Below are 276 nucleotides of genomic sequence, written 5' to 3'. Positions count from 1 at the left end.
CTGGGTAGCTGTTATCCCGGCGTTCGTGGCGGTGTATATCCTGATTGCCTTCGTTCACGAACCTGCGGCCCCAGCGATGGGGCGTCCGGTGCGCTCACCGTTGGCACTGCACGAGCTGCGGCGCCTCGGGCCGGTCTATTGGCGCCTGATCGGTCTGGCCACGTTGTTCACCCTCGCCCGTTTCAGCGAGGCGTTCTTGCTGCTGCGGGCTCAGAACATAGGCCTGACACCGCTATGGGCGCCGGCGGTACTGGTATTGATGGCGATGGCCTACTC

1 pseudogene is annotated in these 276 nt (G+C 64.1%); it reads left to right on the top strand.

Annotated features, from left to right (window positions below):
- Positions 1 to 276 (top strand): annotated as a pseudogene (locus FQ664_RS11330) (MFS transporter); the annotation flags it as partial.

The organism is Pseudomonas persica (assembly GCF_900291015.1).
In the GTDB taxonomy this organism is placed as follows: domain Bacteria; phylum Pseudomonadota; class Gammaproteobacteria; order Pseudomonadales; family Pseudomonadaceae; genus Aquipseudomonas.
The sequence above is the reverse complement of the archived record's forward strand: the minus strand, read 5'-3'. Positions and strand labels throughout refer to the sequence as shown.